Below are 23,725 nucleotides of genomic sequence, written 5' to 3'. Positions count from 1 at the left end.
TGCTCCCGCAAATCAGGTGGAATTACTCCAGCGTCGGCATCACAAAGCTGCTGGCGTGCTGTTCCAGACGCACGCTGGCAGGCCAACGACTGGTGACGGTTTTCATTCGGGTATAGAAACGCACGCCGTCGTTACCGTGTACATTGAGCGGACCAAAAATGGACCGTTTCCAGCCGCCAAAACTGTGGAACGCCATCGGCACCGGGATCGGTACGTTGATCCCAACCATCCCTGCCTGCACCTCTTCACTAAACTGGCGGGCGGTTTCGCCGTCGCGGGTAAATATCGCCGTGCCATTGCCGTATTCATGCTGGTTAATCAGGGTCAGCGCGGTGTGGTAATCCGGCACGCGCACCACCGACAGCACCGGGCCAAAAATCTCTTCCCGGTAGATCTGCATGTCTGGCATGACATGGTCAAACAGCGTTGGGCCGACGAAATAGCCCTGCTCATGCCCCGAAACACGAAGCCCGCGGCCATCGACGCGCAACGTCGCGCCCTGATCGACGCCACTTTGAATATAACCGCTAATCTTGTCGCGATGTGGGCCTGAAATCACCGGCCCCATGTCGTTTTCTTTCCCGTCCACCAGACCGGGGCCGACACGCATGGCGGCAATCTGCGTTTCCAACCGGCTGCACAACGCTTCGGCGGTGTCATCACCCACCGCGACCACCACCGACAGCGCCATGCAGCGCTCGCCCGCTGCGCCAAATGCCGCACCGAGGATCGCGCTGGCCGCCATGTCCATGTCGGCATCCGGCATCAAAATGCAGTGGTTTTTAGCGCCGCCCAGCGCCTGACAACGCTTACCGTGCGCTGATGCGGTGTGATAGATGTACTCTGCCACCGGTGTCGAGCCGACAAAGCTCACCGCCTGAACACGTGGGTCGGTCAACAGCACGTCGACCGCTTCTTTATCGCCCTGCACGACATTGAATACGCCATCCGGCAGGCCCGCTTCTTTCAGCAGTGTTGCCAGCATCAGCGACAGCGACGGGTCTTTCTCCGAAGGCTTGAGCACAAAGGTGTTACCGGTGGCCAGCGCAATCGGGAACATCCACATCGGCACCATCGCCGGGAAATTGAATGGCGTGATCCCCACGCACACCCCGAGCGGCTGCATCAGCGAATGGCTGTCCACACCGGTGCCAACGTTGGCGGAATGCTCGCCTTTTTGCAGATGCGGAATACCACACGCAAATTCCACCACTTCCAGCCCACGGGTCAGTTCGCCTACGGCATCAGAGTAGACTTTGCCATGCTCTTCGGAAATCTGCCGTGCCAGCGTACTCATGTTCTCTTCCAGCAACGCTTTGAAACGAAACAGGATGCGGGCACGGCGCAGCGGAGAATGCTTCGCCCAGTCGGGGAAGGCCGCGGCGGCGGCGCTGATGGCGTGCTTTGCTTCGTCGGCGCTACTCAGCGCTACCTGACGAATCGCTTCGCCGGTCGCAGGATTAAATACCGGTGCGGTGCGCCCGCTATGACTGGGCGCAATCTCGCCATGAATGAAATTGGATACGGTTTCCATGGTTACACCTCTGCAGGATTTAGGGTGACAGATGGCTAATACCGCTTTACTGTATATGAAATAAAAATTCCATTTTAATAAGAAATAAAACAAATGTTGATTATTGTGATCCAGGATAGATTTTCTGGTAAACGTCAGGTAACCGGCATTTAACCGCGTTATTCAGCGAATTCATTCGCTCATGACGTACGGGAAAACTGAATTATTCATTCTATTTTTCGTCGAAAAAATAACAAATCGGTTTGAAATGCCGGTTCAACTCACTAGAATCGGATCAACAGCATCCCGCCGGGATGACGGAGAAGACGATTATGGCGATGGCGACCAGCCTGAGAGAACTACAGGAACAGATCCGCGCACGGTACGATTCCCTGAGCAAGCGTTTGCAGCAGGTGGCGCGTTATGTGCTGGACAACACCAACAGTGTAGCGTTCGACACCGTCGCGGTGATCGCCGAGCAGGCAGACGTGCCCCCTTCCACGTTGATCCGTTTCGCCAACGCGTTCGATTTCAGCGGGTTCAATGAAATGAAACAGCTGTTTCGCATGAATCTGGTGGAAGAAACCGCCAGCTATACCGACCGGGCGCGCTTATTTCGTGAGATGGAAGACCGGGTGCCAGAACGCCCGCAGGATATTTTGCATGAATTCGCCCGTTCCAACGCACAGGCGATGCAACAACTGGCCGCCCGCACCCAGCCAGACGATCTGGAAAAAGCGGTCGACCTGTTGGCACAGGCTGACACTATCTACATCGTCGGGCTACGGCGTTCATTCAGCGTCGCCACCTACCTCTCCTACGCGCTGAGCCATCTGGAAAGCCGCCCAGTGCTGGTTAACGGACTAGGTGGGATGTTCCGCGAACAGTTATGCCGCCTGAGCGACAAAGACATCGTGGTCTCCATCAGCTTCTCGCCTTACGCGCAGGAAACCGTGATGGTCAGTGAAATGGCCGCCAACGCCGGTGCACGCCAGATAGTGATCACCGACAGTCAGCTAAGCCCGCTGGCTACCCTCAGCGACCTGTGCTTCGTGGTAAAAGAAGCGCAGGTCGATGCCTTTCGCTCCCAGTCCGCCACGCTGTGTCTGGTGCAATCGCTGATGGTGTCGCTGGCTTACCGCCAGGGCAACAGCCTGCGTCAACGTGAAGAAGGGCAAAAAAGTGCCTGATCGGCACCGACGAGAGAAATTTCAGCCGGGTCGCCCTCCCGGCAGTCAGGTTCATCATCCCTGGTTGACGCTCTCATACCTCACGCCGCGACTGTAGCAAACGATGTGAAATCAGGTTCGCCCCCCTCTCTTTTTACGCCCTTTCTTTCATATGGGTTAATTCTGCATCACCACTGAAAAAGACAGCGCCCAGTGACCTGAAAAAAGTCCCGCCTCGCGGTATGAAGTGATACTCTTGCACCCACAGATCAAGACGTTTGACTTAGAGCCTGTCCCATTAGGTGCCAGACAGTTCAATGATCCTAATAACAGAAAACGATCCCATAACGGAAAGAGTGATATGAGTAAAATTCGGGTTGGCGTGGTTTTTGGTGGTAAATCCTCTGAGCACGAAGTGTCACTGCAGTCCGCAAAAAAATATTGTGGATGCCATTGATAAAACGCGGTTCGATGTGGTGTTGCTGGGCATCGACAAGCAAGGGGAATGGCACGTCAACGACGCCTCCAACTACCTGCTCAACGCCGATAATCCAGCGTTGATCGCCCTGAACCGTTCCAGTCAGAATGTGGCGCTGATCCCAGGACAAACCCACCATCAGTTGATCGATACAGCCAGCGCCAGCGCGTTGTCGCAGATTGACGTTATTTTCCCCATCGTTCACGGTACGCTGGGCGAAGACGGCTCCTTGCAGGGTTTGCTGCGTATGGCGAATATCCCGTTTGTCGGCAGCAGCGTGCTGGGTTCCGCCGTCAGCATGGATAAAGACGTCACCAAACGTCTGTTGCGCGACGCTGGATTGCAGGTTGCTCCGTTCGTCACCCTGACCCGTGCCAACCGCGCCCGCCATCCTTACGACAGTGTGACCGCCGAGCTCGGTTTGCCGCTGTTCGTCAAACCCGCCAATCAGGGGTCGTCCGTCGGCGTCAGCAAGGTGCGCAATCAGGCGGAATTCGAACACGCTGTCGAGCTGGCGTTCCGTTATGACCATAAAGTGTTGGTGGAATCGGCGATTGTCGGGCGGGAAATTGAGTGTGCGGTGCTGGGTAATGACTACCCGAAAGCCAGTGTCTGCGGCGAAATCGTGTTGCATGACGAATTCTATTCCTACGACACCAAGTACATCAACGAAGACGGTGCCGCTGTGGCTATCCCGGCGGAAATGGACGACGACGTACACCAGCATATTCGCGACATCGCCTTGCGAGCGTTCCAGGCATTAGAGTGTCAGGGTATGGCGCGGGTAGACGTCTTCCTGACACCGGACCAGCAGGTTGTCGTCAACGAGGTCAACACCTTGCCCGGCTTCACTAACATCAGTATGTATCCCAAATTGTGGGAAGCCAGTGGTCTTGACTACACCAGCCTGATCACGCAACTGATCGAACTGGCGCTGGAGCGCCACGCGCAAGACAGTAACCTGCAAAGCTCAGTACACGCCTGAGGGTGCTGCTCCGGTACGCGCACGACGCCTGCCGGAGCCTGTTAACTCAGATACGACTCAGTGGGGCGAAAGCCTCAGCCGTCATGGATGGCTGGAAGTCGATAACATCGTAATTTGCTACCGCCTGGAACGGATCCTGTTCAAGAAACGCCTCCAGTTCTTCTCGTGCGACACTTTTGGCCAGAATAACACCGCCAGTACGCGGGTTTTTACGTCCGGAAGCCACAAACAGGCCTTGTTCATATCCTCGCTTCAACCAGGTTACATGCCGTTCCAACAAGGTTTCCACATCATCCAGCGGCGCATGGTATGTCAGACTGATGATATACATGGTTACTCTTCTCTTCGTTATTAATCGGTATTTGGCCAGCGCCCTTGCTGCAGCACCACCCGGTAACCGTCGGGATCACGGAAAGTCTTCCCCTGCCGCTCCCAATAAGGATTAAATGACGCCACCACGCTGAAGCCGGCCTGCACCATACGATCGCAGGACTCTCGCCAGCGTTCATGGTCAGGTATGTACAGCACCAGTAAATCGTCTTCCGTCGGTGCTGGCATGACCGGATGAGTATGACAAAGGGTAAACTCAAGGTGCCAGGCCAGTCCCTGTTGTCCCAGCATAACACCACTAAAGCCATCGTGTTGCGCAAACGAGCCAAGTTTCTGCAACCCCATGCCGTCACAGTACATTCGCTCACTTCGTTGCAGGTCCGCTACTGGTCGCGCTATCCGTAATGTGGTCATGCGCCACTCCTTTTCCGTTGATGGCAAAGACAGTGATATCACGAATCCCCCCTGGCGGCCATGTTGCTTATTCCCCTTTTTTATCATGGTATTATATGAAATAGTACGTCGATGACTGGTTACCCGGGAGCCCGTGATGCCCACACATTGCACGCCGTTGTTTACCATCCGGCCAGAGGCCGTTGATCAGCCGGACATTCTGACGCTGTTGGAAAAACTGGATGCTTATCAATCGACGCTGTATCCGCCAGAGTGCTGCCACTTTACCGATTTGCGCACACTGGCCGCTGACGAACTGATTTTTCTGGTGATCCGCCACCGTGACGGGCACGCGGTAGGTTGCGGCGCTATCGTACTGCGCCAACCGGGAGAAGGTGAGATGAAACGCATTTATGTCGAGCCAACCTATCGTGGCAGCGGTGCGGCGGATCAGTTACTGCGTCAGTTGGAAAAACAGGCGATTCTGGCTGGGTGTCAGGTCATCCGCCTCGAAACCGGCATCCATCAACCACAGGCTATCCGGCTCTACCAACGTCATGGTTATCACCTGCGCGGCCCATTTTTGCCCTACGGCGACGATCCACTTAGCGTGTATATGGAAAAAAGGCTGGGTACGTGATCCGAAAAAACGATTGCGGATCCTGCAATAAAAACTGTATATTTAGCCAGTATTTTTCATGGAGATGCGGCTGATGTATGTAGAGCTGGTGTACGATAAGAGAAACGTGAGCGGGTTACCCAACGCGGCAGAGCAGATAAAAAACGAACTCACCAAACGGATCCACAAGGTATTTCCTGATGCGGAAATCAAGATAAAACCGATGCAGGCCAATGCCATCAATTCCAATGCCAGCAAACAGGACAAATCCACCATAAACCGGATCATCGAAGACATGTTCAATGAAGCCGACGAATGGCTGGTGCAGGAATAACTACTGTCTATCCAATAACCACTATCTATCCCATGCCGACAGGGGCTTCTGACACCCTCAGTCGGCATGGACAAAAAGCAATGCAGCGCCTGTCATCAATCCGTGACAGGCAAGATGAGAGAGACGAACACCGCGCAGGTTCGCTGTCGGTGAAGCATTCATCAAACGTCAGCTACTCATCGCGAACCCATTATCTGACGGGACTGATTATTCGTAATACTCAATTTTGGTCGTATGCGTCAGTGTGGTGACCGTTTGCGCCACGCCTTTGCCATTTGATACCAGCACCTGACATACGCGCGGGTTAAAATGCGAGTCATACTGGCATGTGGTACGGGTCACGCTCACCTGCTGGTTGTCTTCTGTCACGATAACCGTGGCATCCAGCCGTTTTTGCATCGGCGCATCGCTTTGCATCTCCACGCGGGTCACCTTACCATTTTCCGGTGAAACAAACGTCATGCTGACCGGGAATCCCTCATCATCGTAGCGGTAACGCGCCAGCGGCGTCGGTCGGTCGCGATACACCACCTCGCTGATAGCCTGTTTATCGTCAGAACGGTAGCTCAGGCGACCATCTGAGGTTTTTGCCAACTGGCAGTGTTCCGTCAGTTGAAACAACGCTTGTCGATCGCTCTTTTCTAACAGCGTCTGCCCCGCTCGCACCAAATCCAGGTCAAAATTCATCGCCGGTTGATAGGTGCGTAACGTCACAAGGCACCCTTCGGCATCAAAGGTCCCATCCACATAGGCGGTCACTTTGCCTGCTTCGTCGGTCTGGGTTTGGGTAAAGTGCTTCACCTTCCCCCGTAGCGCATCAAAACCAAAAATATTGGAAAGCCCAGCCAACACCGGGTTCACCGGCTCAGGCGTCGGTTTTCGATCACACCCTGCCAGTAATACCACCCCCACCAGCGCCATGGCGTGTAGTTTCATAGTCCTTACCCTGGATACCTTGCTAAGTCGCGCCAGTTTACGCCAATTCCAAAAGAGAGGATAAAGATAACGCGCCATCACTCCTGAGAAAGAATAAGGATATCGCCAGACAGAAGCACTCACGCCGTCGCCATCATGGGCGATGGCATCATATAAACCGCCACGGTTTCCTGCTGGCGTCGTGATGACAGCAACACCTGACGTATCCCCAGCGAGTGGAAACCACATTTGAGTAACACCCGGCCTGACGCCACGTTCTGTGGCAAATGGCAGCCGTAGATTTTCGCAATACCCAACTGACTAAACGCGAACTGACATAATGCCCGACTGGCTTCGGTGCTCAATCCTCGTCGTCGGAAATCAGCACTCAGCCAGTAACCGATCTCTGGCTGGGCAGTATCCAGCGACACCAGCGAAATGGAGCCGATCAACTGCTGGTTTTGCGATAAACAAATGGCGTAGGCCACACCTTTACGCTGCTCCCAATTGCTGTGCAAATCGGTAATCCAGTTGGCGACCGTTTCACGTGGACAAGGATAGGGAATCAACATGGTCATGGCAGAAATATCAGGGGTGCTGTTAAGCAAAGCGCAGACATCAGTGACGTCTGACGCCTGTAATGGTCGCAACAGAAGATGTTCGGTGGTCAGGGTAGGTTGCCGCATCAGATTCTCCTCATCAGTCGCCTCCCGTCATCGTGTCTACGGGCGCGCTGTTAGGTGGCATCATGGCGGAGCAGAGTTCCAGCCGACGCGAATCTCGTCGGCTTACTATACCGTTTGCTATACAGCATAACCGTTTGCTACACAGCATCACCTGCCGCTGATGTCGCTTGTCAGCAAGGCTCAGGAATACAGGCTTTTAGCCGCCTGTTCACTCTCTTCGCGGGAATACCCGCCGTAAGTCATGGCAGCGATAAAAGAGGCGCGGTCAGTTTTGGGGTAAACCTTTTCACTCAGTAATAGCCGACCGACCTCTTCTGGCGTCAGTTGCGGAAACTGTTCATGAATTCCACCTACAACATCCCGGTTAGCATAGCCAAGCATACGGATGATAGCGGCAATCTCCAGTGGTGACGTTTCATCCTGATAGGTCGAATAAATCACATCGGCTATCAGTTTCGAGGTCAGCACATTGACCTTGGATACATCGCTATAGCGACTACCCAGCGATTGAACAATATGATTGATGGCATCTTCCGGCCCATAACCCCTTTCACGAATTCGGGTTAATACCGAAATCATTTTGTCTCTCAGATCGTTAAACATAGTGCTATTCCTTCGTCAAAGTCGATAATCAACCCGAAGCGCGCGAAGGCTATCCCTGAGGTATAAACAGATTTCCTTAATGGTCGCGTCTGGGATTTTCCTGCCTGTCTGCCGTTATCCCCCGCATCAGCAGGCCCGGTGCTTTATTTCAGCATAGGCGCAGATGCCTATCCTTCCACTGGCATTTCCTGCTTTGCAGGCAAACGCCGAATTTTTACACTGACCCGGTAACACGCGCCCTGGTCAGCGCCTGTTACCCACCACTACACCCTAATTCTATTAACGATACATTAATATTATTTTTTATCGCTGCGCTTATATTCCTGATAAGAATGCGACACCGGTAAAATTGATGGTATGACCATCGTTCACAAAACTGCACAAGCCCGTTTTTAGCTGGTATTATTTCCCACCCTATGCTACTGCGCCTGCACGCCATACACATCTTGCAACAACCCAGTGCGCTATAATCGGTCAACAAAACCCGCTGAATGTTGATAATGGCCGTCTTTGTCTTGTCGGGCCATCCTTCAGCAAGGAGGTTTAATCATGATTACCACCGACGGTAATAACGCAGTCGCCTCAGTCGCCTGGCGCACCAATGAAGTTATCGCTATCTACCCTATTACCCCCAGTTCTACCATGGCCGAACAAGCCGCAGCCTGGTCGAGCGATGAACGTAAAAATATATGGGGAGATACGCCGCGCGTCATCGAGATGCAATCCGAAGCGGGAGCTATCGCGACGGTACATGGCGCATTACAAACCGGTGCGTTATCCACGACATTTACATCGTCACAAGGGTTGCTGTTAATGATCCCAACGCTGTACAAGCTGGCCGGTCAGTTAACGCCGTTTGTACTGCATGTCGCTGCTCGTACCGTGGCTACCCATGCGTTGTCGATTTTCTGCGACCATTCAGATGTGATGGCGGTACGCCAGACCGGTTGCGCCATGCTATGCGCCAGTAATGTGCAGGAAGCACAGGACTTCGCGCTGATTTCTCAGATGGCCAGCCTCAATAGCCGTCTGCCGTTCATTCATTTCTTCGACGGTTTTCGCACTTCGCACGAAATCAACAAAATAGAACCGCTCAGCGATGCCCAGTTACATAGTCTGCTACCGCAGGCGGCGATTGACGCACACCGTGAGCGTGCACTTACTCCTGAGCGTCCGGTGATTCGTGGCACCGCCTCGAACCCCGATACCTTTTTCCAGGCCCGTGAAGCCACCAACCCGTGGTACAACGCGGCATTCGGCCACGTGGAACAGGCCATGAACGACTTCGCCCGCGAAACCGGTCGTCAGTACCAGCCGTTCGAATACTACGGCCATCCGGATGCCACCCGCGTTATCGTGATGATGGGCTCTGGCGTCGGTACCTGCGAAGAAGTGATCGACACCTTGCTGACACGCGGCGAAAAAGTGGGGGTAGTGAAAGTGCGGCTGTACCGGCCGTTCTCTGCGCAACACCTGCTGGCGGTCATCCCGCACAGCGCGCAATCCATCGCGGTATTGGACCGCACCAAAGAACCCGGTGCGCTGGCTGAACCGCTGTATCTGGATGTGATGACCGCACTGGCCGAGGCATTTTCACGAGGTGAGCGCCCACTTATGCCGAAGGTGATTGGCGGGCGTTATGGGTTATCGTCAAAAGAGTTCACCCCACAATGCGTTGAAGCGACGTATAAAGAGTTGGCGCTTACCAACCCCAGACCGCGTTTTACCGTGGGTATTTATGACGATATCACCCACCTGTCGTTGCCGCTGTCCGACCAACCGATGCCTACCCAGATGTCTCTGGAAGCGCTGTTCTACGGGCTTGGCAGCGATGGCACCGTTTCGGCTGCCAAGAACTCGATCAAAATCGTCGGCAACTCGACCCCGCTGTTCGTTCAAGGCTATTTCGTTTACGACTCCAAAAAAGCCGGTAGCCTGACGGTATCGCACATGCGTGTCGGCCCGCACCCGATTCACTCTGCTTATCTGATTGAGCAGGCTGATTTCGTGGCTTGTCATCAGTGGCAGTTCATCGACAAATACAGCATGGTGGATCGCCTCAAGACAGGCGGTATCTTCCTTATCAATTCGCCATACAGCGCTGACGATCTGTGGCATCGACTGCCACAGGAAGTGCAGGCCGGTCTGAATCAGCGTCAGGCGCGGGTGTACTGCATCAATGCGGCGAAAATCGCGCGTGAATGCCAGTTGGGCGCACGCATCAACACCGTGATGCAAATGGCGTTCTTCCATCTGACACAAATCCTGCCGGGCGGCGATGCGCAAGATAAGCTGCGCGCGGCTATCGCCAGTAGCTATGGCAACAAAGGCCAGGAACTGGTAGAGCGCAACTGGCGGGCACTGGACGCGACACTCGATGCACTGGAGGCCGTCGCACTTGAGCCGGTCAATCCCCAAAGCGCATGCCGCCCACCGGTCGTCTCCGACGCGGCACCTGATTTCGTCAAAACCGTTACCGCCGCCATGTTGGCCGGTCTGGGCGACAGCCTGCCGGTTTCCGCCCTGCCACCGGATGGGACCTGGCCTGTCGGCACAACACAGTGGGAAAAACGCAACATCGCCGAAGCTATCCCGCTGTGGAAGCCAGAGCTGTGTACCCAATGTAACCACTGCGTGGCCGCCTGCCCGCACTCCGCCATTCGCGCCAAAGTAGTGCCCGCCGAGGCGATGGCTGATGCACCGGCGTCGTTGCAGTCGCTGGACGTGAAAGCGCGTGACATGCGTGGTCAGAAGTATGTGTTACAGGTCGCGCCGGAAGACTGCACCGGCTGTAATCTGTGCGTGGAAGTCTGTCCAGCGAAAGATCGCCAAAATCCAGAAATCAAAGCCATCAACATGGAACCGCGTCTGGAACATGTGGCGACCGAGAAAACCCATTACGATTTCTTCCTCAAGCTGCCGGAAATTGACCGCAGCAAACTGGAACGCATCGATATTCGTACCTCGCAGTTGATCACACCGCTGTTCGAGTATTCCGGGGCCTGCTCCGGTTGCGGCGAAACCCCGTACATCAAGTTGCTGACCCAGTTGTATGGCGATCGACTGCTGGTTGCCAACGCGACCGGGTGCTCCTCGATTTACGGCGGCAACCTGCCAACAACCCCCTGGACCACCGACGCTAACGGCCGTGGACCAGCCTGGGCCAACTCGCTGTTTGAAGACAACGCCGAATTCGGCCTGGGCTTCCGTCTGAGCGTCGACCAGCACCGTCAGCGCGCGCTGCGTCTGCTGGCTGAACTTAAGCCTCAACTGCCTGCTGAGCTGGTGGCCGACCTGCTGGAAGAATCGGTTGCTGCCGATGTACGACGCGAGCAGATTGCCCGCTTGCGTCAGTCGCTCAGCGCCATCGACAGCGCCGATGCCCGTCAGTTGGCCGCTGATGCCGATCATTTGGTGGATAAATCCATCTGGCTGATTGGTGGTGACGGTTGGGCTTACGATATCGGCTACGGCGGTCTTGACCACGTGATGAGTCTGTCGGAAAACGTCAACGTGCTGGTACTGGACACCCAGTGCTATTCCAACACCGGCGGTCAGCAATCTAAAGCCACCCCGCTCGGTGCCGTCACCAAGTTTGGTGAGCACGGCAAACGCAAAGCACGCAAAGACCTCGGCGTCACTGTCATGATGTACGGCCATGTCTATGTGGCGCAAATTTCACTGGGGGCTCAGTTGAACCAAACAGTGAAAGCGATTCAGGAAGCGGAAGCCTGGCCGGGCCCCTCCCTGATCATTGCCTACAGCCCTTGCGAAGAGCACGGCTACGACCTGGCATTTAGCCACGACCAAATGCGTCAGTTGACCGCCACCGGCTTCTGGCCGTTGTACCGCTTCGATCCACGCCGTACAGCAGAAGGGAAACCGGCACTGGTGACAGATTCCCGTCCACCATCAGCCAGCCTGAACGAAACCCTGCTCAACGAGCAACGTTTCCGTCGGCTCAATACACAGCAACCGCAAGAAGCAGCACGGTTGTATGAAGAAGCCGAAGCTGACTTGCGCCGCCGCTATGACTTCCTGAGCTTGCTGGCAGGCAAAGCAGAGAAAAACGCACAGGAATAGAAACGCGCGAAAACAGTACCACCTTCCTCGCCGTTCACCACCGGGAGTGACAAAATCACTCCCGGTGTTTTTTTAACCAACCACGCCTGACGACACTTATTCGATTTTTTTGTTCGTATCCTTCATCCGTCGCCCTATTTCCTGCTCCAACACGTCAGTAGCCTGAAATATGAGTGGGATATAATGTAATGGATTGTACATCTGGTTTTCCTGCCGACCTTCTGCACATATAATGCGCATCCGGGCTTTATGATCCGGATAACAACAATTCCTTTGCCGCAATGGCTTTTAACACTCAACAAAGATATGAAAATGAGTATTCGCGCGATCCTGACGTTAGTTGTGGCGGCGGCTGCCTTCAGCCAGACAGCACTCGCCGTAGTTTATCCATTGCCAGCTCCGAATAGTCGGCTGGTAGGAGAAAACATCCAAGTTACGATTCCCAGCGGCAGCACCGATGCGCTGGAGCACTTTGCCGCCCAGTATCAGATGGGTCTGAGCAACCTGCTGGAAGCCAACCCCGGCATTGATGTCTATCTGCCGAAACCGGGCACCACCATGACGGTGCCGCAGCAACTGATTCTCCCCGACGCACCGCGCGAAGGCATCGTGATCAACAGTGCCGAAATGCGCCTGTATTATTACCCGAAAGGTTCCAAAACCGTGGTGGTCTTGCCGATTGGTATTGGCCAGCTCGGCAAAGATACCCCGATCAACTGGGTGACGTCGGTACAACGTAAGAAAGAGCGTCCGACCTGGACACCGACTGCCGCCATGCATGCGGAATACGCAGCTCGCGGCGAATACCTGCCTCAGGTTTACCCGGCAGGTCCGGATAACCCGATGGGGCTGTATGCGCTGTACATCGGTAAGCTGTACGCTATTCACGGTACTAACGCTAACTTTGGTATCGGCCTGCGCGTCAGCCACGGTTGCGTTCGTCTGCGTGATAAAGACATCAAATACCTGTTTGAACACGTTCCGGTCGGTACCCGCGTTCAGTTCATCAACGAACCGGTGAAAGCCACTGTGGAACCTGATGGTTCACGGTATGTTGAAGTACACAACCCACTGTCTCGTACCGAAGCTGAGTTCAACTCTGACACGCCAGCCCCGCTGCAGCTGAGCCCGGTCGTCGCCAAAGTACTGTCTGACGCCAGCGTCAGCGAAAGCGCAATTGACCAGGCACTGCAGAACCGTTCTGGTATGCCGACGAAAGTGAACGGTACCGATGAAAACATCGCCCCGATCGCACCCGCTGCGCCTGCCGCTCCGCAGGCACCGGCTATTCAGCAGACCAGTACACCGGATAACGCACAACCTGCAGCGCCTCAGGCTCAGCCTGTCGTCACCGACGCCAATCAGGCTGCTGCGGCTGACAGCAGCAAATCCTGATACCTACGGGTAAATGCTTTTCACAGGGCGGCGTAAGCTGCCCTGTTTGTTTTCAACCAGCGCCTTCTTCGCTAGTCGTCTTCATCCGGCCATGCCTTATTCTCTGATGCTGTCCTCGGGTTCCCCCCGCTCACGCTCATTACCTGACACATTCATTAAAAAACCGCCCCGCCATCCAGCGATATCACCCGAACACACCTTATCAATCAACTGCCTGGTTATTTCGTCCACACCGCGCAAAATCAATTGACTTATCATTAATTGACTTGTTAACTAATGACACTGTCATCTATTCAAACGGAACTTATCATGTCACAGACAGAATCTTCAGCCCGCCGACGTTTCGCCATCCAACTGGGGCAGACTACCCGTCTGTGGCGCCGGGTCATTGATCGGGAATTACAGCCCTTCGGCTTAACCCAGGCCAGTTGGCTGCCCTTGCTGTTTATTGCCCGCGAAGAAACGTTCACTCATCAAAAAGCGCTGGCCGAAGCCTTGGGACTGGATGCCTCCGCGGTGGTGCGAATACTGGATAATCTACAAAAACAGGGGCTTATTGAACGTCGGGAAGGCCATGACCGCCGTTTTCGCGAAATTCATCTCACCGCACTCGGGCAGGAACAAGTGAAAAAGGTGGAGTCTATCGCCGGGCAGGTGCGCAATCAGGCGCTGGCCGGGGTATCAGAGCAGGATATTCAACAGGTCAGCCGGATTGTCGATCAGGTTATTGCTAATCTCTCCCGCAACGAAAACAGCCACTCATGAACCATCACTTATCTAAACTGGCGGGATTTCGCCGTCTTAGCCAGCGTCAGCGTACTTTTTTGCTGACCGGCACCACTCTGCTGTTGCTGGCATTGTTGATGCTGGCCTATTGGTTTCACCAGCGTTTTACACACATCAGCGAAACAGATGCCCGTGTCATGGGGGAAGTGATCTCGCTGGCCAGCCGTGAAGACGGTTGGGTGACAGCCCGCCCGGTCATCGACGGCGATGTCATCCACAAAGACCAGTTACTGGCACAAATCGACGATCGCGACGCCCGTCTGCGACTGGCGGAGCAGGAAGGCAATCTGGCCGCAGCGGAGGCGCAAATTACCTACAGCCAGACCCAGCGTCAGGTCACCGACCTCACGACGCAGGCGGCGTTGGATCAAGCGCGGGCCAAACTGGCATCCAATGACTCCGCCGTCAGTAACGCCGGTTATCAGCTCACCCTGGCCCAGAACAATTTTCAGCGCGACGATCAATTACTGAAGAGTAACCTGACCGCCCGTAAAACCTGGGACGAATCGCACACCCTGCTGTTGCAACGCCAGAGCGAGCTACGTGAAGCCGAAGCCCAGCGTACAGCGCAGCAAGCCGATCTGAACAACGCCTTAGCACAGCGCAACACACTGCAGGTGCTCGACAGGCAGATAGAGATGCAGCGCCAGCAGCGCATCGCGTTGCAAGCGCAAGTCGATCAGATCAAACAGGAGATCGCCGACCGGGCGTTACGCTCCCCGGTAGACGGCGTCGTGGATCGTACCATCGTCAATGTGGGCAGTTACGCACAAACCGGCCAGTGGATCATGCTGGTACACGATCCGCGTAACCTGTGGGTCGAGGCTAACATCAAAGAAACAGCCATTGGTCGGGTACGGGTCGGTCAACGTGTCGATATTCAGGTCGATGCTTACCCGGACAAGCATTTCAGCGGCCATGTCATCCGGGTTGGCGATGCAGCCACCAACCAGTTTGCATTGCTGCCAAGCCCTAATCCTTCTGGCAATTTCACTAAAATTACCCAACGCGTCCCGGTGCGTATCGCGCTGGATTCCCAGGATAACGGCCTGAAACCGGGCCTGATGGCGGAAGTGAGCATCAATGTCGCCGATTGAAGCCCAGGCAGCCCGTTTTGGTCACCGCTACCGCTGGCTGGCGACGGTTACTATCATGCTGGGCACTATCGCCACCACCGCGACGGCGACCATCGTCAATGTCGCAATGCGTGACATCATGGGGGCATTCGGTATGGGTCAGGATCAGGCACAGTGGCTGTCCACCGCCTTTCTGGCCTCAATGACCGCGACCATGCTGATCACCGCCTGGATGCTGGAGCGCTTTGGTTACCGCGCCACTTACGTCGGTTCACTGGCGGTGTTCATCGCAGGTAGCCTGCTAGGTACCTTCAGCCAGAGCAGTACCGAAGTGATCCTGGCTCGTATTCTTCAGGGTAGCGCCAGCGGGCTGATCCAACCGTTGGCGATGATCATCATTTCACAGGTTTTTCCGGTATCAGAACGTGGCAAAGCGATGGGGATTTACGGTGTCGGGGTGGTGCTGGCACCGGCACTGGGGCCAGCCGCTGGCGGCTTGATGGTTGACCAGCTCGACTGGCGCGCCGTCTTTATGGTAGTCGTCCCGTTCTGTCTGGCCGGGATCGCTGCGGCATGGATTATCTTGCCCGCGAAAAGCACGCAAACGACAAATACACCGCGTCGTTTCGATACATTGGGATTTATTCTACTGGTCATCGCGCTGACTTCACTGTTGGCCGGGTTATCCAATGGGCAGCGCGAAGGCTGGGACTCCTTTTTCATTCTCTGCCTGCTCACCACCGCCGTGATAGCCACACTGGCCTTTATTATCCGTGAATTCACCACACCGTACCCGTTACTCAGCCTGCGGGTGTTCGCGAACCCGGCATTTACCTCTGGCTGTGTCGTGGCGTTCGCATTGGGTGCCGGTATCTACGGTTCGACGTATATCATCCCGCTGTTTGTACAAAGCATTCAAGGGTATACCCCGACCCGCTCCGGTCTGTTGCTGATGCCAGCCGGGCTGGCGCTCGGTATGGTGTTCCCACTGGCGGGCTCGCTCAGCGACAAGCTCAAGCCTCATCTGCTGGTAATTTCAGGCTTAGCCCTGTTTGGACTATCCTGCTGGTTATCCAGCGAAGCAGATACCGATACGCCATTCTGGACCATGGCCTGGTGGATAGTCATTGGGCGTATTGGGCTGGGGGTCATGCTACCTGCCATGAACGCCGGTGCGTTGCGGGCACTGCCACCAGCGCAACTGGCGCAAGGCGCAGGCAGCCTCAATTTTGTCCGCCAGTTAGGCGGCGCGATGGGGGTCAACCTGCTGTCGGTATTTATTGAGCGACGCGCCACCTTTCACGGCCAGATGCTGGCGCAATCACTCACGCTGGATAATATCCGCAGTACCGATGCTATTCGTCAGCTTAGCCTGTTGTTTGGTCACGGCGGTAACCCGCTTGGCGATCCACTCAGTACTCACATCAACCCGGGGATCATGACGTATCTGGAATCCATGTTAACGCCCAAGGCACAAATGTTTGCTTATCTGGACGGCTTTTTCATGGTGGCGCTGTTCTTTTTTCTGGCGATAGTCCCCGCCTGGTTTATACGACCTCGTCCGGTACTGACCCCAACCTCGCAGGCAGAGACGGCAAAAGCCCCCTCATGACTCTGTGAATAGTCTTCAGAACACGTGATATGACAGTTGCCGCCCAGCCGAAAGATCGCTAAGGTTGGGCGGTTAATTTTTCCCTTTTCAGGACGCCAGCTATGTCCAGTAACAGTCTGTCCGGCAACGAAAAAAATCTGTCCAATACGGCGCTTCCCGCCGCCGTTCAACAACCCCGCTACGACCGTCAGTCGTTGAAACCCCGCATCGTACACATCGGCTTTGGCGCTTTTCATCGTGCCCATCAGGCGCTGCTGACCGATCGGGTGCTCAACCGTCAGGGCGGCGACTGGGGGATTTGCGAAGTGGTGCTATTTAGCGACGACTCCCTGATTTCTGCCCTGCGTCGGCAGGATCACCGGTTTACCGTGCTGGAGAAAGCCGCCAACGGTAATCAGGCCATCGTGGTGGGCGCCGTCTGTAAGTCGCTACATGCCCGTGTCGAAGGGATTGCGGCCATTCTGGAACAACTGGCGGATCCTGTCGTCGCGATCGTTTCGCTGACCATCACCGAAAAAGGTTACTGTCGCGCAGGCAACAAAGGCGAACTGGATCAGAATAACCCGCTGGTTCAGCAAGACCTGGCCACCCCACGTCAGCCATCGTCAGTACCCGGCTTACTGGCCGAAGCGCTGCGCCTGCGTCGTGAGCGCGGTATCGCGCCCTTCTCGGTGCTATCCTGCGACAACGTACCGGAAAACGGTAAAGTGACCCGACAGGTTGTTATGGATGCCGCCCGTTTGCAGGATCCCTCGTTGGCGGACTGGATAGCCCAACACGTGACCTTCCCCAACACCATGGTAGACCGCATCGTACCGGCCGCTACACCGGAAACCCTGACCCAGATAGCCGATGCCATTGGGGTTGCCGATCCATGTGGTATCGCCTGCGAGCCGTTCATTCAGTGGGTGGTGGAAGACAAGTTTGTTGCCGGTCGCCCCGAGTGGGAACTGGCGGGAGCACAGTTGGTTGATGACGTACTGCCGTTTGAAGAGATGAAACTGCGTATGCTCAACGGTAGCCACTCTTTCCTGGCTTACCTCGGTTATCTGGCGGGTTACGAGCACATCAATGATGGTATGGACGATCCGCACTATCGCCAGGCAGTACGCCACCTGATGTTGCAGGAACAAGCACCGACCTTACAGGTTTCCGGTGTGGATCTGACCGCGTATGCCGACCAACTGCTTGAGCGTTTTTCTAACCCGGCGCTGAAACACCGCACCTGGCAGATTGCGATGGATGGTAGCCAGAAGCTGCCACAACGTATGCTGGCTTCACTGCGCTGGCATCTGGCGCATGGCAGCGACCACCGCGCGCTGACGCTTGGCGTGGCGGGTTGGATGCGTTATGTCGGCGGTGTTGACGACGCGGGTCAGACGATCGATATCCGCGACCCGCTGGTCACCACCTTGCAGCAGGTTGTCAGCACAACCGCTGACAACGAAGCGCGTGTTCGCGGCCTGCTCGCCATCAGTGCCTTGTTTGGCGATGATTTGCCCAACAACGCGCCGTGGGTAGCCGAGCTGACCAATGCCTACCTGTCGTTACGTGATAACGGCGCGAAAGCAACCGTCGCCGCGCTATTCAACCACTAGTCAGCAGCTAGTCACGAGTCAGTCTGTCACCAGAGCCGTGCAGGGAGTGCACGGCTTTATTTTTCAGGTAAACACTCCGGCAGAGACTCCAGCACATCGCCAGGCTGGCAGGACAGCGCTTCGCATATTTTCTGCAACGTCTCGAACCGGATGCTCTTCACCTTACCGGATTTCAGCAATGACAGGTTTTGCTCCGTAATACCAATAAGCCTCGCCAGCTCGCGGGACTTCATCTTTTTCTGTGCCAGCAGTACATCCAGCCTGATAACGATTGGCATAACCCGCCTTACCAACGATTCACCCATAACCCGATAAAATACACTGTCTGGCACAGTGAGATAAATCACACTTTGCGCGGCGCATGGATGCAAGGCCTAAGTGAGATCACATAGCGGTCACAATTAATCGCTATTTTTTACAATTATACTTGCTTTTTATTGGCCCAGACGGCGAAATAGTGTCGATAGTTTCATCACTTCTGCTGATGTCACCACACGCAGCAACACCTCTTTTTATCGCATAACGATAAAAAAACAATCATTCCCGGTAAGACATTACGTTTTATCCGGCAGCAGCCATGATCAAATTAAAAAACTTATTTCATGATCTCCATGACAGATTCCTATTAAAAGCCGTCAGGAGCGGGATGGCTAGTTTACTTTTGTCGCAATCAGGCAAATGATAAGAACATAAGTTCATTTCAAATGAAATAATGTTTTAATATTGTTAGGCGAATTGACTATGAGTAAACCCATCACATTGAAACACACGCTCTGCTACGGCAGCGCGAACCTACTAGGCAGTGGCGCCTTAGCCATTAGTGGTGCCTGGTTAATGTACTTCTATACCACCTTTTGTGGATTGTCTCTGGTTGAGGCCGCTGCCATTTTCTCCGTGGCCAGCGTCATCGACGCCATCAGTAACCCGGTCATGGGTTACATCAGCGACAACTTCTACAATACCCGTATTGGACGCCTGTTCGGTCGCCGTCGTTTCTTCATTCTGCTCGGTATCCCGCTGGTGTTGGTCTACCCGATGCTGTGGAGGGAAGGATTAGGTTTCTGGTATTACCTGTCGACCTATGTGTTGTTCGAGCTGATCTACACCTCCATCATGGTGCCGTACGAAACCCTCGCCACCGAGATGACCACTGACTTCAAAGCCCGTTCTAAACTGACCGGCTCCAAGGCTATCTTCGGTAAAGTCGCCAATTTCCTGGCCGCGTTCATCCCAGGCCAGTTCATCGGGATCTACGGTAAAGACTCCGCCACACCGTTCTTCTACACCGGTCTGGCCTACGGTTTCATCATGTGTGCGGCGATGATCGCCCTTTACTTCACATCCTGGGAACGTTCTCCAAACGAAGTGGCCCGCGAACATACTCAGAATCTGTGGCAGTCGCTGAAAAAACTCAGCATCGATATGGCTTCCACATTCCGCCTGCGTATTTTCCGCAAACACCTTGGAATGTACCTGTTCGGCTTTGGTGCTGAATGGCTGTTCGCTTCCGCGTTCACGTACTTCATCGTGTTCGGCCTGAAACAAAGCACCGCGGTGGTCTCCCAGCTCAACAGCTTCAGTTCCATCATGCAGTTTATCTCCACCTTCCTCTTTATCGGTATTTGCGTGAAGATGGGCTTTGGCCGTCCGTACCGTATGGCGTTGATGGTGGTGATCGTCAGTGTGATCGCGTATGCCGCGCTCTATTTCACTGGCTGGTCTCAGACAGCCACCATGATCGTTCTGTTTGGTATTACCGCTGTCTTCGGTTTGAGTACTGGCGGTATCTACTACATTCCGTGGACGGTCTACACCTTCCTGGCGGATGTAGACGAAGTGCTGACAGGGCGTCGTCGTGAAGGGATTTATGCCGGTGCCATGACATTCGCGGGCAAGATGGTGCGCTCTGTCATCGTCTTCGCCATGGGCTGGATTCTGAGTCAGTTCGGATTTGTCTCCGGCAAAGCCGCCCAACCGGAAAGTGCAGTACTGGCAATTATCGGTGTATTCTCACTCGGTGTTATCGCACTGGCGGTAGTAGCCATCTACTTCAGTGCTCAAATGCGTCTGGACCGTAAGAACCATATGATTCTGCTGCAGGAAATTGCACGTATCAAAGCAGGTGGCGCCATTGCTGATGTTCCGGCAGAAGCCCGCGCCGTTGCTGAAGAGCTTACCGGCTGGAAATACGAGCAATGCTGGGGTAACAACCCGCTCGGCCTGCAACCGACTGAGCCTGAGCCCGTCATTGCAACCTCTTCTCGCTAAGTTATTCTAATCTATTGCCAGTCAACACAATGCCGCCCTCGGGCGGCATTGTCGTTTTTATACGGCTGGTCAGTTGGTCGGCTGATTCCACATGACAGCATCGGTGAATACCACGCTGCCATGCCCGAGACAGTACATCAGATCAACGCCGCTTCCCGCAATTCACTTTTCAGGTAGGCATAATAAATGGGGGCGGCAATCACGCCGGAAATACCGAATGCCGCCTCAAACACCAGCATCGCCAGCAAAATCTCCCAGGCATGCGCCTTGATGCGAGTGCCGACAATCTGCGCATTGAGGAAATACTCCAGTTTGTGGATCAGCATCAGGTAGACCAGTGCCAGCAGTGCTATCGGCAAAGAGATCGATAACGCCGCGATGAACACCACGGAATTGGAAATCAGATTACCGATAACCGGCAGCAAACCAAAAATGAAGGTAAGCGCTACCAGTGTCTTGGAAAACGGCAGATGAATGCCGAAACCGGGCAACAGACCCAAAATGAACAACGCAGACAGTACCGTGTTCACCAGCGAAATCTTCACCTGCGCAAACACAATATTGCGAAACGAGGACGACAACAGCGCAACCCGATGCATCAACTCAGTTTTCAGCAAAGGCTTCTCCACCGTCGGCTCAATGCTATACAAAGAGATGATCGCCCCCAGGATCATGCCGATCAACATGGTGACAAAGCCATGCAGGAAATCTTTCCCCATGTTTTGCAGCATCTCCACGTGCTTTTGTAGCCACATCACGAACTCATGCTGCAACTCTTCCACACTGACCGGTAGGTAACCCGGCAGATAGGTCATGATCTGCTTTTGTACATCTTCGAGAATAAAAGCAATGCGAGCGTTGAACACACTGGTATCTTTCATTTCCTGCATCAACAGCCCAACCAGCGAGCCGAAAATTACGCTCAGCAGGCAGACGACTAAGGTACTGATCACTGCCACGACAGCCAGACGGGCACGCTTACCGCTGATCACCTTCTGGAAATACGGTGTCAGCAGATTAATGATTTCATACACCAGAAAACCGGCGATAAAGCAGGCAAGCAGTCGCAGCTCAATCAAGAGCAGCAACCCCCCAAGGATAAACGCGAAGCTCAACAATCTGGCTTGTTTCAAATTCAACAACTGCATACGACATCCTGTTTCTTACCGCGACGTCAGAAGGGAGCGCCACACCGGTCAGCAAGGAGGAAACCTTACGCCAGAAGCGGCAATACCCTGACCTGAAATAATATTTCAGTAACCATTCTTAGCGTTTTGACCACGAAACACCAGTAGGATTAGCATCATTTTTGGTCACCTGCCGTATAGTTTGGTCACCTGCAGTATAGATAGGCAGCATCATCTCGGGAGAAGCGTCAGTAACAATGAAAAATGATGTCTGACACGTGTGAGTCATCATCAGGCAGTAAAACGGTGAGATGTCACACTTGCGGATAGCAAGCCATTGCATTGATGGAGCATCGCAAACAATTTCTTTTTGTTCTGGCAATAACCTGCCAGTAAAATTCATGTGTCCATATTAATAGAAAGGATACATTTGATGTAAAAAGTGTATTTAAATATGAATGTTCTATTAGTCTGCTTGCTAAATTGATTATCGAAACGTATCGATATAAAGGCGGGACAGAAAGTGGGGAATTAAAACGCGCTCGATATAATAGTAACAGCCAGTATAAAAGCATAAAAAATCATATCAACAAATTACATTGATAGTGTGCAAAATTCATTTCCCTAATCGCTGGCTCGTTATGACGCCATCGTCGTGGTCATATCCCCGTCATCTTGATTGAGGATTAACAGCGACAGAACCCTGTCTTCTACATTCAACTTGGAAAACGAAAGCGTACTGAGCGGCTTTTTAGCGAAACCATCAGACAACAAATCCCAGGCGACATGTGTGCTCAGTAACTCATTGTTAGTCATGAAGTCCTGGTAAGCGAACCGAACGTTAATCGGCAGGACCTCATCAATAGAGGCAGGGGCTGCAGTACCGGTACGCAAACCAAAATGCGCATTAAATGCGGAATTTGCACACAGTATCTTGCATTTATCATCAATGACCGCAATTGCTCGTCTATCATTGTGAACAGGGGCACTTAACATGTTCATGATTTCATTCTGCCCAAATATCAGACTCATATGTCCTCTGCTTCTTGCTATGTGAAATCTATCCCTCCTGAAGCAACCAGAGAATGTCGGCGCAGGGGAGTACGGGGATAGTTTTTAAAGTCAGCCAGCAAATGTCTCTGGCAACCACAATGATCAAACCGTTGATATAATTAGAATTCAACCAACCTGAACAAGACATTATGAGTGATAACTTAATTTCCTGCGTGATTACGCAGTCCAAACAATATAAATATTATAATTTGGTAAATTATATCCCATTTCATCTGGCTGACTGAAAGTCGAAATTACCTATCATAATAATCAGCCTACCTATTGCTACTAATTGCTTACAAAAAAAACAATTTCGTAACCCATCAGCGGCATTAAATGAGCCCTCTTTAGGTATCGTAAGCACTATATCCGCTTTCGCTGGAGGTCGATCGCTCAAATAAGGCCGATCTTTTGCCTGTTTGATCATATCGTCCGATCAAATTCTTGCTAATGATAGTTAATGCCAATTGAATAGTCATTTTCATTCACCGTTCCCTTTACCAGCCAAACGGGCCGCTACAATCGGCAAAAACGTGAACGGAATCGCATAAAACAGCGTACTTCTACAACAGCTCCCCACGCTTCTCGATCTGGGACTACTCTTAAAAGCAAACATCTGGAAACCTTTCCTGCAATGCGTGATCCATCGCGCAAAAAAGAAACAAATGTTAACGGCTCACTATTATTAACCATTGATTGACA

The 23,725-nt window shown here is 53.6% G+C and carries 19 protein-coding genes and 1 pseudogene; 11 read left to right on the top strand and 9 right to left on the bottom strand.

Annotation, left to right across the window (positions count from 1 at the left end; translation table 11 throughout):
* Window positions 1-22: 22 nt before the first annotated feature.
* Window positions 23-1,534 carry a CoA-acylating methylmalonate-semialdehyde dehydrogenase gene (locus DZE2538_RS03545; RefSeq protein ID WP_019846204.1) on the bottom strand — a complete coding sequence of 504 codons (1,512 nt, stop codon included), beginning with the start codon at window positions 1,532-1,534 and terminating at the stop codon, window positions 23-25.
* Between the two features lie 311 nt (window positions 1,535-1,845).
* Between DZE2538_RS03545 and DZE2538_RS03540 the strand changes: the two genes are divergently transcribed.
* Window positions 1,846-2,703, top strand: a complete 858-nt coding sequence (locus tag DZE2538_RS03540; protein WP_023638964.1) for a MurR/RpiR family transcriptional regulator — start codon at window positions 1,846-1,848, stop codon at window positions 2,701-2,703.
* Window positions 2,704-3,043: 340 nt separating this feature from the next.
* Window positions 3,044-4,145, top strand: a pseudogene (gene ddlA, locus DZE2538_RS03535) (D-alanine--D-alanine ligase).
* Between the two features lie 46 nt (window positions 4,146-4,191).
* Here ddlA and DZE2538_RS03530 read toward each other — a convergent pair.
* Both DZE2538_RS03530 and DZE2538_RS03525 read right to left on the bottom strand, forming a co-directional pair.
* The gene (locus DZE2538_RS03530) at window positions 4,192-4,476 is read right to left on the bottom strand and encodes a YciI family protein (protein ID WP_019846207.1); all 285 of its coding nucleotides are present in this window, start codon (window positions 4,474-4,476) and stop codon (window positions 4,192-4,194) included.
* Between the two features lie 20 nt (window positions 4,477-4,496).
* Window positions 4,497-4,889, bottom strand: coding sequence for a VOC family protein (locus DZE2538_RS03525; RefSeq protein WP_038915602.1), 393 nt, complete (start codon window positions 4,887-4,889; stop codon window positions 4,497-4,499).
* Window positions 4,890-5,025: 136 nt separating this feature from the next.
* On the opposite strand from DZE2538_RS03525, the gene DZE2538_RS03520 reads away from it, so the two are divergent.
* Together DZE2538_RS03520 and DZE2538_RS03515 are read left to right on the top strand one after the other, a co-directional pair.
* Window positions 5,026-5,508, top strand: coding sequence for a GNAT family N-acetyltransferase (locus DZE2538_RS03520; RefSeq protein WP_080638945.1), 483 nt, complete (start codon window positions 5,026-5,028; stop codon window positions 5,506-5,508).
* 73 nt (window positions 5,509-5,581) lie between these two features.
* Entirely contained in the window at window positions 5,582-5,821 is a 240-nt protein-coding gene (locus DZE2538_RS03515; protein ID WP_012883438.1) for a DinI family protein, read from the top strand.
* 207 nt (window positions 5,822-6,028) lie between these two features.
* Here DZE2538_RS03515 and DZE2538_RS03510 read toward each other — a convergent pair whose 3' ends face one another.
* The 3 genes from DZE2538_RS03510 to DZE2538_RS03500 all read right to left on the bottom strand — a co-directional run bounded on the left by DZE2538_RS03510 (window position 6,029) and on the right by DZE2538_RS03500 (window position 8,025).
* Window positions 6,029-6,757 (bottom strand): YnfC family lipoprotein, encoded by a 729-nt coding sequence (locus DZE2538_RS03510; protein WP_019846210.1) that lies wholly within the window; start codon window positions 6,755-6,757, stop codon window positions 6,029-6,031.
* A 119-nt stretch (window positions 6,758-6,876) separates the two neighbouring features.
* Window positions 6,877-7,422, bottom strand: a complete 546-nt coding sequence (locus DZE2538_RS03505) for a GNAT family N-acetyltransferase (RefSeq protein ID WP_038915601.1) — start codon at window positions 7,420-7,422, stop codon at window positions 6,877-6,879.
* 180 nt (window positions 7,423-7,602) lie between these two features.
* A complete protein-coding gene (locus DZE2538_RS03500; protein WP_019846212.1) occupies window positions 7,603-8,025 on the bottom strand; it encodes a hypothetical protein in 423 nt (140 codons plus the stop codon).
* A gap of 549 nt (window positions 8,026-8,574) precedes the next feature.
* On the opposite strand from DZE2538_RS03500, the gene nifJ reads away from it, so the two are divergent.
* From nifJ to DZE2538_RS03470, 6 genes are all read left to right on the top strand, one after another.
* Complete coding sequence (gene nifJ / locus DZE2538_RS03495; protein ID WP_038915600.1) at window positions 8,575-12,108, top strand: pyruvate:ferredoxin (flavodoxin) oxidoreductase; 3,534 nt, start codon at window positions 8,575-8,577, stop codon at window positions 12,106-12,108.
* A 312-nt stretch (window positions 12,109-12,420) separates the two neighbouring features.
* The gene (locus DZE2538_RS03490) at window positions 12,421-13,503 is read left to right on the top strand and encodes a L,D-transpeptidase family protein (protein WP_038915599.1); all 1,083 of its coding nucleotides are present in this window, start codon (window positions 12,421-12,423) and stop codon (window positions 13,501-13,503) included.
* Window positions 13,504-13,812: 309 nt separating this feature from the next.
* The gene (locus tag DZE2538_RS03485; protein WP_019846216.1) at window positions 13,813-14,268 is read left to right on the top strand and encodes a MarR family winged helix-turn-helix transcriptional regulator; all 456 of its coding nucleotides are present in this window, start codon (window positions 13,813-13,815) and stop codon (window positions 14,266-14,268) included.
* On the top strand, window positions 14,265-15,386 hold the full coding sequence (locus tag DZE2538_RS03480) for an HlyD family secretion protein (RefSeq protein ID WP_038915598.1): 1,122 nt from the start codon (window positions 14,265-14,267) through the stop codon (window positions 15,384-15,386). Before DZE2538_RS03485 ends, DZE2538_RS03480 begins: the two co-directional genes overlap by 4 nt.
* Window positions 15,373-16,977 (top strand): DHA2 family efflux MFS transporter permease subunit, encoded by a 1,605-nt coding sequence (locus tag DZE2538_RS03475; RefSeq protein ID WP_038915597.1) that lies wholly within the window; start codon window positions 15,373-15,375, stop codon window positions 16,975-16,977. The genes DZE2538_RS03480 and DZE2538_RS03475 overlap by 14 nt, the downstream gene beginning before the upstream one ends.
* A gap of 101 nt (window positions 16,978-17,078) precedes the next feature.
* A complete protein-coding gene (locus DZE2538_RS03470; RefSeq protein WP_023638954.1) occupies window positions 17,079-18,575 on the top strand; it encodes a mannitol dehydrogenase family protein in 1,497 nt (498 codons plus the stop codon).
* 56 nt (window positions 18,576-18,631) lie between these two features.
* Here the strand turns inward: DZE2538_RS03470 and DZE2538_RS03465 are convergent, their stop codons facing one another.
* A complete protein-coding gene (locus DZE2538_RS03465; protein WP_019846220.1) occupies window positions 18,632-18,853 on the bottom strand; it encodes a helix-turn-helix domain-containing protein in 222 nt (73 codons plus the stop codon).
* Window positions 18,854-19,316: 463 nt separating this feature from the next.
* Between DZE2538_RS03465 and DZE2538_RS03460 the strand changes: the two genes are divergently transcribed.
* Window positions 19,317-20,843 carry an MFS transporter gene (locus tag DZE2538_RS03460; RefSeq protein ID WP_019846221.1) on the top strand — a complete coding sequence of 509 codons (1,527 nt, stop codon included), beginning with the start codon at window positions 19,317-19,319 and terminating at the stop codon, window positions 20,841-20,843.
* A 137-nt stretch (window positions 20,844-20,980) separates the two neighbouring features.
* Here the strand turns inward: DZE2538_RS03460 and DZE2538_RS03455 are convergent, their stop codons facing one another.
* Window positions 20,981-21,991 carry an AI-2E family transporter gene (locus DZE2538_RS03455; protein WP_012883424.1) on the bottom strand — a complete coding sequence of 337 codons (1,011 nt, stop codon included), beginning with the start codon at window positions 21,989-21,991 and terminating at the stop codon, window positions 20,981-20,983.
* A gap of 618 nt (window positions 21,992-22,609) precedes the next feature.
* Window positions 22,610-23,002: a hypothetical protein gene (locus DZE2538_RS03450; protein WP_019846222.1), complete on the bottom strand. Its 393-nt coding sequence runs from the start codon at window positions 23,000-23,002 to the stop codon at window positions 22,610-22,612.
* Window positions 23,003-23,725: the final 723 nt, after the last annotated feature.

Source organism: Dickeya zeae NCPPB 2538, from assembly GCF_000406165.1.
Taxonomy (GTDB): Bacteria; Pseudomonadota; Gammaproteobacteria; order Enterobacterales; family Enterobacteriaceae; genus Dickeya; species Dickeya zeae.
The sequence above is the reverse complement of the archived record's forward strand: the minus strand, read 5'-3'. Positions and strand labels throughout refer to the sequence as shown.

Bases quoted from the DNA above. Each gene is read 5' to 3' on its own strand.
- DZE2538_RS03545 (WP_019846204.1), bottom strand. From the start codon at position 1,534: ATGGAAACCGTATCCAATTTCATTCATGGCGAGATTGCGCCCAGTCAT.
- DZE2538_RS03540 (WP_023638964.1), top strand. From the start codon at position 1,846: ATGGCGATGGCGACCAGCCTGAGAGAACTACAGGAACAGATCCGCGCA.
- DZE2538_RS03530 (WP_019846207.1), bottom strand. From the start codon at position 4,476: ATGTATATCATCAGTCTGACATACCATGCGCCGCTGGATGATGTGGAA.
- DZE2538_RS03525 (WP_038915602.1), bottom strand. From the start codon at position 4,889: ATGACCACATTACGGATAGCGCGACCAGTAGCGGACCTGCAACGAAGT.
- DZE2538_RS03520 (WP_080638945.1), top strand. From the start codon at position 5,026: ATGCCCACACATTGCACGCCGTTGTTTACCATCCGGCCAGAGGCCGTT.
- DZE2538_RS03515 (WP_012883438.1), top strand. From the start codon at position 5,582: ATGTATGTAGAGCTGGTGTACGATAAGAGAAACGTGAGCGGGTTACCC.
- DZE2538_RS03510 (WP_019846210.1), bottom strand. From the start codon at position 6,757: ATGAAACTACACGCCATGGCGCTGGTGGGGGTGGTATTACTGGCAGGG.
- DZE2538_RS03505 (WP_038915601.1), bottom strand. From the start codon at position 7,422: ATGCGGCAACCTACCCTGACCACCGAACATCTTCTGTTGCGACCATTA.
- DZE2538_RS03500 (WP_019846212.1), bottom strand. From the start codon at position 8,025: ATGTTTAACGATCTGAGAGACAAAATGATTTCGGTATTAACCCGAATT.
- nifJ (WP_038915600.1), top strand. From the start codon at position 8,575: ATGATTACCACCGACGGTAATAACGCAGTCGCCTCAGTCGCCTGGCGC.
- DZE2538_RS03490 (WP_038915599.1), top strand. From the start codon at position 12,421: ATGAGTATTCGCGCGATCCTGACGTTAGTTGTGGCGGCGGCTGCCTTC.
- DZE2538_RS03485 (WP_019846216.1), top strand. From the start codon at position 13,813: ATGTCACAGACAGAATCTTCAGCCCGCCGACGTTTCGCCATCCAACTG.
- DZE2538_RS03480 (WP_038915598.1), top strand. From the start codon at position 14,265: ATGAACCATCACTTATCTAAACTGGCGGGATTTCGCCGTCTTAGCCAG.
- DZE2538_RS03475 (WP_038915597.1), top strand. From the start codon at position 15,373: ATGTCGCCGATTGAAGCCCAGGCAGCCCGTTTTGGTCACCGCTACCGC.
- DZE2538_RS03470 (WP_023638954.1), top strand. From the start codon at position 17,079: ATGTCCAGTAACAGTCTGTCCGGCAACGAAAAAAATCTGTCCAATACG.
- DZE2538_RS03465 (WP_019846220.1), bottom strand. From the start codon at position 18,853: ATGCCAATCGTTATCAGGCTGGATGTACTGCTGGCACAGAAAAAGATG.
- DZE2538_RS03460 (WP_019846221.1), top strand. From the start codon at position 19,317: ATGAGTAAACCCATCACATTGAAACACACGCTCTGCTACGGCAGCGCG.
- DZE2538_RS03455 (WP_012883424.1), bottom strand. From the start codon at position 21,991: ATGCAGTTGTTGAATTTGAAACAAGCCAGATTGTTGAGCTTCGCGTTT.
- DZE2538_RS03450 (WP_019846222.1), bottom strand. From the start codon at position 23,002: ATGAGTCTGATATTTGGGCAGAATGAAATCATGAACATGTTAAGTGCC.